The organism is Pseudoalteromonas sp. NSLLW24, from assembly GCF_015864725.1.
Taxonomy (GTDB): domain Bacteria; phylum Pseudomonadota; class Gammaproteobacteria; order Enterobacterales; family Alteromonadaceae; genus Pseudoalteromonas; species Pseudoalteromonas arctica.
The window spans coordinates 369,316-377,467 of the sequence record NZ_JADYWQ010000002.1; the positions used below are offsets into that span (position 1 = coordinate 369,316).

Annotated in this window: 7 protein-coding genes; 2 read left to right on the top strand and 5 right to left on the bottom strand. The window is 39.1% G+C overall.

The window, feature by feature from the left end:
• The first annotated feature begins 105 nt into the window (after nucleotides 1–105).
• Nucleotides 106–2,241: a TonB-dependent siderophore receptor gene (locus I6E72_RS03245; protein ID WP_197111038.1), complete on the top strand. Its 2,136-nt coding sequence runs from the start codon at nucleotides 106–108 to the stop codon at nucleotides 2,239–2,241.
• Nucleotides 2,242–2,275: 34 nt separating this feature from the next.
• On the opposite strand, the gene I6E72_RS03250 is transcribed toward I6E72_RS03245, so the two are convergent.
• The 5 genes from I6E72_RS03250 to I6E72_RS03270 form a co-directional block, all read right to left on the bottom strand.
• A complete protein-coding gene (locus tag I6E72_RS03250) occupies nucleotides 2,276–3,370 on the bottom strand; it encodes a mechanosensitive ion channel family protein (RefSeq protein ID WP_182194069.1) in 1,095 nt (364 codons plus the stop codon).
• 96 nt (nucleotides 3,371–3,466) lie between these two features.
• Nucleotides 3,467–3,868, bottom strand: a complete 402-nt coding sequence (locus I6E72_RS03255; RefSeq protein WP_197111039.1) for a DUF6691 family protein — start codon at nucleotides 3,866–3,868, stop codon at nucleotides 3,467–3,469.
• Nucleotides 3,869–3,871: 3 nt separating this feature from the next.
• On the bottom strand, nucleotides 3,872–4,285 hold the full coding sequence (locus I6E72_RS03260) for a YeeE/YedE family protein (RefSeq protein ID WP_182194073.1): 414 nt from the start codon (nucleotides 4,283–4,285) through the stop codon (nucleotides 3,872–3,874).
• Between the two features lie 2 nt (nucleotides 4,286–4,287).
• Complete coding sequence (locus tag I6E72_RS03265) at nucleotides 4,288–5,547, bottom strand: OmpP1/FadL family transporter (protein ID WP_197111040.1); 1,260 nt, start codon at nucleotides 5,545–5,547, stop codon at nucleotides 4,288–4,290.
• 379 nt (nucleotides 5,548–5,926) lie between these two features.
• Nucleotides 5,927–7,351, bottom strand: coding sequence for a sugar porter family MFS transporter (locus I6E72_RS03270; protein ID WP_197111042.1), 1,425 nt, complete (start codon nucleotides 7,349–7,351; stop codon nucleotides 5,927–5,929).
• Between the two features lie 445 nt (nucleotides 7,352–7,796).
• Between I6E72_RS03270 and I6E72_RS03275 the strand changes: the two genes are divergently transcribed.
• On the top strand, nucleotides 7,797–8,072 hold the full coding sequence (locus I6E72_RS03275; RefSeq protein ID WP_197111044.1) for a hypothetical protein: 276 nt from the start codon (nucleotides 7,797–7,799) through the stop codon (nucleotides 8,070–8,072).
• The last annotated feature ends 80 nt before the right edge of the window (nucleotides 8,073–8,152 follow it).

Consider the following 8,152-nt stretch of genomic DNA (forward strand, 5'->3'; position numbering starts at 1 on the left):
AGTTCTAATATTTAGATGTATTAAACCCGCCCTTGTGTTGATTATGAAAATGATAAAAGTTATCATTTAGGTTGTTGGCTATCTACACTTCTCCCAGGAATTATCATGTTTAACCCTAATTATTTGGCATTAAGTATTGCTGCGTCTTTATCTGTTTTTTCTAATATAGCTTTTTCACAACAAAACGACGACATTGAAACTATTGAAGTAACTGGCCGTGCCCAGCAATTTTACTTAGAGACCGAAAGTAAAATTGGGACTAAAACTAATTTAGATCTTATTAAGCTTCCGCAATCTGCGCAGGTTTTAACAGAGCAACTTATAATTGACCAAGCAGCGCGTGACATTACCGATTTGTACCGATCTATTGCGGGAGTGAGCGAATATAGCTACTCAGGCGTTACTTTTCGTGGTTTTAGAGATGACGCAAATGTATTTTACGATGGTGTGCGTGGCGACCCATATTCGGGCTTTGGTGTACCGCAGTTATTTAATGTAGAACGTGTTGAAGTATTAAAAGGGCCAGCCTCTGCTTTGTATGGCGGTGGCGAACCTGGTGGGATGATTAATTACGTAACCAAAAAACCAAGCTACTTAGAAAAGCGCGAATTAAAGCTCACCTTGGGTAACTACAATACGCGTGGCGCATCACTCGATATGACCGGTGGTTTAAGCGATACAATGGCTTATAGGTTGGGTGGTTTTTATGAAGAGCAAGACAGCTTTCGTAACAATGCAGACTCAAAAAACACCGAGCTAACAGGTGGATTGTTATTTGATTTAAGTGATTCAACAACGCTTACAACAAGTGTTGATTACATAAAACAAGACTTAGGTGGCAATCGCTTACGTGGAGTACCGGTAGATGATAACGGCAACTTTCTGGTAGATCCTTCGTATAACGCGAACGAATCATTTGACTATCAAGATATGGAAGCTTTGGTGCTTCAAGCTGAGTTAAATCATAGTTTTTCTGATGATTTCTCTGTTAGCACTACTGTGCGATACCTTGATAATGAGCGCGACCAAGCGTATCACGAGTCGCAAAATTGGGTTGACGTAAATGGTGATGGCGTTGCTAATATAGATGATGAAACCATAAGACGAGAATACCGCAAACAGTTTCGAGCAAACGAAGAAATAAGCTTAACAACTGATTTTGTATATAACGTTGAGCAAGGTAATTTAGAGCATCAATTTTTATTTGGTGGCGATTACCATGTGGTAGAAACGCAGTACGATTACTTGCGTGCCCGATATGAGGCTGATGGTGTAGCAAACTTAAATATTTATACACTTAATTACGGTGAAACAGACCCTAGCACCTATAACTTAACCGATTTAGATCGTGATGGCGTAGATACCGACCGATTTGGTGTATATGCACAAGACGTAATTAGTATAGGCGAGCAGTGGACAATAATTGCAGGCTTACGCTACGATTACTTTAAAGAATTAAATAAGGAAACAGGCTTTAGCTATTCCGATAACGGTGTAACACCTCGCGTTGCAGTAACGTACCAGCCAATAGAAAACACCTCTGTTTACATAAACTACTCTGAAAGCTTTAACCCAACCTCGTCGGGCGATCAGGAAGATGTGGTAGGCGAGGGCAACTTAGACCCGGAAACAGGTAAGCAAACCGAGTTGGGCATGAAAAACAGATGGTTTGATGGCAAAATAATGAGTACATTTGCTGTTTATCAAATTAATAAAGAAAACGTGGTAATGAGCAACCCAGACGATACTGGCGCGGGAGATGGCATTGCTGCACTTTTAAATATAGGTGAAGTAGAAAGCCGTGGATTTGAAACAACCTTAGTAGGCGATTTATCCGAGCACTGGACAATAACGGCTAACTACGCATACAACGATACGCAAGTAGTGGACGGTGTAACGGGTGATACGCTTTCAGATACATTTGGTGATGGCTCGCGCTTTGCTAATGCACCACGTCACCAGGCGGGTTTATGGTCACGCTTTGGGCTCGATTCGATTAATTCCTCTATTGCGTTTGGCGCTAATTATGTGAGTGAGCAAGTAAGCTCCGATGGTCAAAAAGTAAAACCGTTTACCGTATTTGATATGAGCTGGACGAGTCGTTTTGATGACGTATTACTAAGTGTAAATATTAACAACCTGTTTGATAAGGAATATGCTGTAAGCGGATTTAGCCAGCGTAACGGTCACTTTCCGGGTAGCCCGCGTGAAATTGTTGGGCAAATAACCTACAAGTTTTAATACTTATTAGCGCGAGTGTCTCTCGCGCTTTGTTTTAAGTATCGCCTTGCACCTTTTTATCACTATTAAATTTAGCGGATTCTTGTGTAGTGTTAATAGCCGTAATAGGAAAGGGGATTACAATGCCTTCTTTTTTATAGCGTTTATGCAGGGCTTTTATAAAAGCAGATTTAACCCAAAAGCGATTAAAGTATTCTTTTGCGCGCAGCATAACCGTAAAGTTAATACTTGATCTGTCAAAGGTATGAAAAACCACAAAGGTATTGTAATCATCAACGCCCCATTCGTGTGAAATAAGTATTTCACGAGCCACTTCAAGTGTTACTTGCTCAACAAATTCTAAATCCGAATCGTAATGCACGCTTATATCTACAGGGACGCTTAGCTCTCTTTCAGGATAAAAGTAATTAATAATACGCGATTTAGATAATTGGCTATTAGGTATAATAATCATATTGTTAGGTAGCATTTTAACCCATGTAGAGCGCCAGCCTATGTGATCTACAAAGCCTTGTTCTTTTGATTCCAGCTCAATAAAATCGCCCACTCTTATGGGTTTATCTATCACTAGCTGCACGCCAGAAAAAAAGTTTTCGAGGGTAGGTTGTAAAGCAAGGGCAACAGCCAGTGATGTAATGCCTAACGAGGCAATAATGGGTGTAATAGAAATACCTAACGTGCCCATTAATACTAGTATTCCTACGGATGATAATGTAACGCGTATCACGCCTTTAATTATGCTTTTTGAATTAAAAACAACGGCAGATTGTTTGCCATAGTAATTAATCGTGCCAATAATAAAGCGGTCTAAAAACATAATAAGTGCCAATAGAGCTAGTACAATATTAATGCTATTAAAAGGAATTTGTTGAGAAATAGAAGTACTAATAATGAAGGTGTCGTGCTCTAAAATGGTGAGTAGCACAATAATTGTGCACAGTGTTAGCGGTTTAGATATTGACTCTATTAGTAAAGTATCGAATATAAACTTGGTTTTTGAAGTCCATTTTTTTAGCCAGTACATTACAAAAAAGCGAATTAAAAACAGTAGTATAGCTATAAGTAAGAGAGATGAAATCGCGCTTAACCAGGGGGTGCTGTTGGAAAATTCCAGCGCTTTATTTAGCATAACTTAAACCTGTTCAATATAGTTTTATATATATTGCAGCAAGTTATGTACCTTTGTTTGGAAAAGTAGCTGCCGAGTTTTGGTCGGCAGCAAATATTATACTTTTTTGGCTAACCACATACCGCCTAAGACGGCTGCAAAAAATAACAAAAATTCCATTTTAAGAGACACCAATTGAACCAAGCCAGGGCCTGGGCATATACCACTTAAACCCCAGCCTAAACCAAAGAATATTGAGCCAATAATTAAGCGCGCATCAATATTTTTTAAATTACTTAAATTAAATGTTCCTGAAATAAGTGGTTTCTCTTTTTTTGCAACCCATAACCATGTAAGCATCATTATTAGCATGGCAACAGCCATCACTATAATTAAGCTTCCATCCCATTGGTTTCCATAGCTAAGAAAGTTAATCACTTTAGCAGGGTTTGTCATCCCGCTAATAATAAGCCCTAAGCCAAATATAAAGCCTATAACAACCATCATAATTGCTTTCATTATTTATCCTACAAGGTTTGCTGTAATGAAGGCAACAAGCATAAATGTACATGTTGCAACCCAAGAGCGAGCAGAAAAGCGCGACATGCCGCACACGCCATGGCCACTTGTGCACCCGTTAGCTAAAGTTGTACCAGCGCCAACTAAAAGCCCTGCAACAACAATAAGCCAAGGCGGTAATTGCAATTCGCCTTCTAATAAAGAAGGGGCAAATACTCTTACCGCTATACCTGCCAACAACAACCCTAAAATAAAGTATAATTGCCAACGAGAGTCTGAATTTGCTTTAGCAAATACAGACTTAACAATGCCTGATATGCCCGCAATTTTTCCGTATAAAACCAGTAATAACGTACACGCTATACCTATTAATGCACCGCCTATTGCAGCCGATACTGGGGTGAATTCTGTTATCATTTTTAAATTTCCCAAACAATAGAAACGCCTAAACCGGTTTGTTTCATTTCGATTGATAATTGTTGATTAGGCGCTAAGTAGTTAGCACCCGTTACTTTTTTTGCTGGCGAATAAAAAGCCATAGCGTTTAATTGTACCTTGTTGGTAAAAGAATGGCTAAGGCCAGTTGTAAAATGCCACTCTTGAACACCCGGCGCCAAAATATTTAATATAACTTGAGAAGAAGGAATCGGTTGCTCGGTGTAAGACACCCCAAAACGAATTTTTTGTTGCGATGTACGCTGCCATTGATAGCCAAGCTTATAAATAGTCATATCGTTCCAGCCAAACCCAGCTCCTGCATCAGCCCCTAAAGGCGCTGACATCAAGTTATTAACTGGATTTGCAATACTTTTTACTTCGCTGTAATTTATTTTTTGCCAATCAAATACAACCTGATTACTTGGGGTAAGCTTATAGGCAGCACCAATTTGAAACGAACTTGGGAGATCAAATCCGCCTTGCTCTGCAAACAAACCTTTATAGCTATCAAACTCTTGCATAGACACTGAAGAGCGGTAACTTGCACCCCAGCTTAATGACGAATTTATATCTTGGCTAATACCCAGTTGAATACCTAGGCCTGTACTTGTATCGGTGCCATTATTTGTAAGCGCTTCTGGCGATTGCGAAAAAGGAGCAAAGCTTCCAAGCCCTTGTGCTTCAAACTGTTGCATCACGTAAATAGGGGATACACCAAGGCGTGTTTGTTCATTCAACTTATAGCTTACTGTTGGGCTAATAAAGAGTTGTTTTAAATCAACGCCTGCCGTACCAGCGTAAAAAGTCCCCTCAGTAGAGGATTCTGCGCCGTACTCGGTATTCATACCGCCGTTGCCATACACTAATAAACCAATATTTACTTTTTCATTTAATTGATGGCCAATAGCAAACTCTGGAATTGCAAATACGGTGTTGTCGCTTTTTTGTGTTTTTGCTTCAAGATAAAATGCGCCAGGGTAAAAAGTATCTACTTTTGATGCAGTATATTTTCGTTCAGGTGAAAAAAGCTCTAAGCCCAGTGATAGCTCTGTTCCGTTAGGTAAAAAGGTTGCTGGATTATTAGCGCCAGACATTAACTCTTCTGACAGCGCTACACCTGCGCCAGCCATGCCTTTGTGGGTCATGCCATAGCCGTGAGTAAAATAACCATTAGTAGCAAATGCACTGAACGAACCTAACGCACACGTTAAAGCTAAGCCTGAAATTAACTGTTTTTTCATTTTAGTAAATACATAAAGTTGGAATGGGCGGACAATAGCTAATTTTTGATATTCTAAAAAGGAATTTAAATAGATTAGTTATAATAAAAGGTAATACGGCAATGGTTATAAAGTTAAAATAAATGAGCGTAGATTGCTATTCAACCTTAGCTTAAGTTAAAAGGTTCACTAACGTATTGAACTATAATGACATTTAAGCATGCAATCGGTAGCTATACGCTTTGGTATTAAAAGTGTGCTGGTAAAAGGAGCGTTTACGCATTAATAGCTGCATAAAGTAGATTTATTAATTAACGTCTAGCTCATCTAAACAATCATTCTTAAATAACGCCATTGTATGTAAAAGCAAAGCGGCGATTAATATCACCGCTTTTAAAAATCACATAGATTCAAGCGTTTTACCGCGTGTTTCTTTAATATATTTAACAACAAAAAATATGCTTATAAGTGCCGATAACGCATAAAAGCCATAAGCACCGGCAAGGCCAATGTTAGCCAGCATAATAGGGAAGGTCATAGTGATTGCAAAGTTAGCAATCCATTGTGCGCTAGCCGCAACAGCAAGGGCAGCACCACGAATACGGTTATTAAACATTTCGCCTAATAATACCCATACAACAGGGCCCCAACTTAAGCCAAAAAATACCACAAATAAGTTAGCCATAATCAGCGCAAACGTACCCATGTTATCGCTAAGGGCAAGTTTGCCTGCTTCATCAAGGCCTGCACTGCCAAATATATAAGTAAGCGCGCTTAAGCTGATAAACATACCAATACTACCTACAAGCAACAGTGGTTTACGGCCAACTTTGTCAACTAGGGCAATGGCAATAAAGGTCGATACAATATTAGTAGTACCTGCGAGCACATTTATAAATAACGATTGCGATTCATCAAACCCAGCTGCTTGCCAAAGCTCAGAGCCGTAATAAAACACCACGTTAATACCCACAAATTGCTGAAATACACTCAGCGCCACACCCACCCAAACAATTGGGTGTACTTTTTTACTGCCATCAATAAATAAGTCGCGAATACTTGGCTTTGTACCGCTATGCAATGAGCGTTTTACATCGCTTATTTGCGCATCAACCTTATCGTTCGATATTTTACTAAATACCGCTTTTGCATCATCCACTTTACCTTGCGCCACTAAATAACGAGGCGACTCAGGAATAAACAACACACCGACTAAAAATAGTACAGCAGGCACAAGCTCTGCCCAAAACATCCAGCGCCAAGCGGCTATATCAAGCATTAAAATATTTTGCGCACTGCCTGCTGCATCAGCTATTAAATAGTTACTTAAAAACGCAGCAAATAAACCCAGTACAATAGCGAGTTGTTGTAGTGTAGCTAAACGACCACGTAGTGCTGGTGGCGCAACTTCTGCAATATAAGCTGGCGCTAATACCGATGCAGCACCAATACCTAAACCACCAAATAAACGGTAAAAAATAAACTCCGCAGAGCTTTCGCTAATGCCCGAACCAAATGCACTAATGGCAAAAATAATTGCGGTGATGATCATAATTGCACGGCGGCCAAACTTATCAGCCAGCGGCCCCGCAGCAAGTGCACCTAAGGCACAACCAAGTAAAACAGACGCTACGTTAAACCCTGTTGCCACACTGCTTGAGTTAAATGCATTACCCAGCGCCGACACCGTGCCGTTAATAACGCCCGAGTCAAAACCAAATAAAAAGCCACCAATAGCAGCCACTGCAGAGATAAATGTTACGTAAAAAAGAGAGGTGTTTTCAGCTGTGTTGGCTGAGTGGGAAGGCGGTGTGTGCGTTGTCATTATATGCTCTGAAAGTTAAATTAAATATAAAAGAGCATAATATCGTAAAGCGTTATGGTTGAATATGCTTGTGCAGGTATAAAGGGTTTGGCGAATATAAATTAAGCCGTTTTTAAGGTTTTAATTTAAGGGCTTTAATTTAAAGGTATTAGCTTAAAGACGTTAGATTGAATACCTTTGACTTAAGTATCGCCTTTTTAAATAACACAGACTTAATTTCAATAAACAATGTGCTTTGTATGGACAGTGCCTGTTTTGTCCAATATTACTGTTCTCTACCATTTGGGTGTATTTTTGCAATAACATAACCTGATAAGAGGTTTAGTAATTGTTTACAGGTGGTTATTTGGTGGTTAAAGTAAATGCATTATAAAATAGGGACATTTTTTAGGTTTATAATACGACAAATGTTGTAGGCTAGGTTGTTAGCTTTAAAGAGAAATATATGGCAATTTACAAATATCAACCATATTACAAATATGATGGAGCAACTCGTGCGGAGCCTTTTCGTGAAGAGTTGGATTTAGAACAACAAAAAGAAAACATAAAAGATTTTTTTTCTGAAATAGAAAATTATTTTGGAAGTGATGTGAAGTTTGAAAGACAGGATGATAACTATATCTTGATAACGTCAGATATAAGTCAGGAGGACTGCGATGAAAGGGTTAAGCGTTGCTTAAACAGTTTAGATTTATATGCTAATAGAACGCCTTATATATAAAGCTAACAAGTGACTATGGTGTCAATTCCTAATTTCAAACCATTTTAGGATCCCACATGACACCATCCCTCACCATAGAA

Coding starts and splice junctions, on each gene's coding strand:
- I6E72_RS03245 (WP_197111038.1), top strand. CDS start 106: ATGTTTAACCCTAATTATTTGGCATTAAGTATTGCTGCGTCTTTATCT.
- I6E72_RS03250 (WP_182194069.1), bottom strand. CDS start 3,370: ATGCTAAATAAAGCGCTGGAATTTTCCAACAGCACCCCCTGGTTAAGC.
- I6E72_RS03255 (WP_197111039.1), bottom strand. CDS start 3,868: ATGAAAGCAATTATGATGGTTGTTATAGGCTTTATATTTGGCTTAGGG.
- I6E72_RS03260 (WP_182194073.1), bottom strand. CDS start 4,285: ATGATAACAGAATTCACCCCAGTATCGGCTGCAATAGGCGGTGCATTA.
- I6E72_RS03265 (WP_197111040.1), bottom strand. CDS start 5,547: ATGAAAAAACAGTTAATTTCAGGCTTAGCTTTAACGTGTGCGTTAGGT.
- I6E72_RS03270 (WP_197111042.1), bottom strand. CDS start 7,351: ATGACAACGCACACACCGCCTTCCCACTCAGCCAACACAGCTGAAAAC.
- I6E72_RS03275 (WP_197111044.1), top strand. CDS start 7,797: ATGGCAATTTACAAATATCAACCATATTACAAATATGATGGAGCAACT.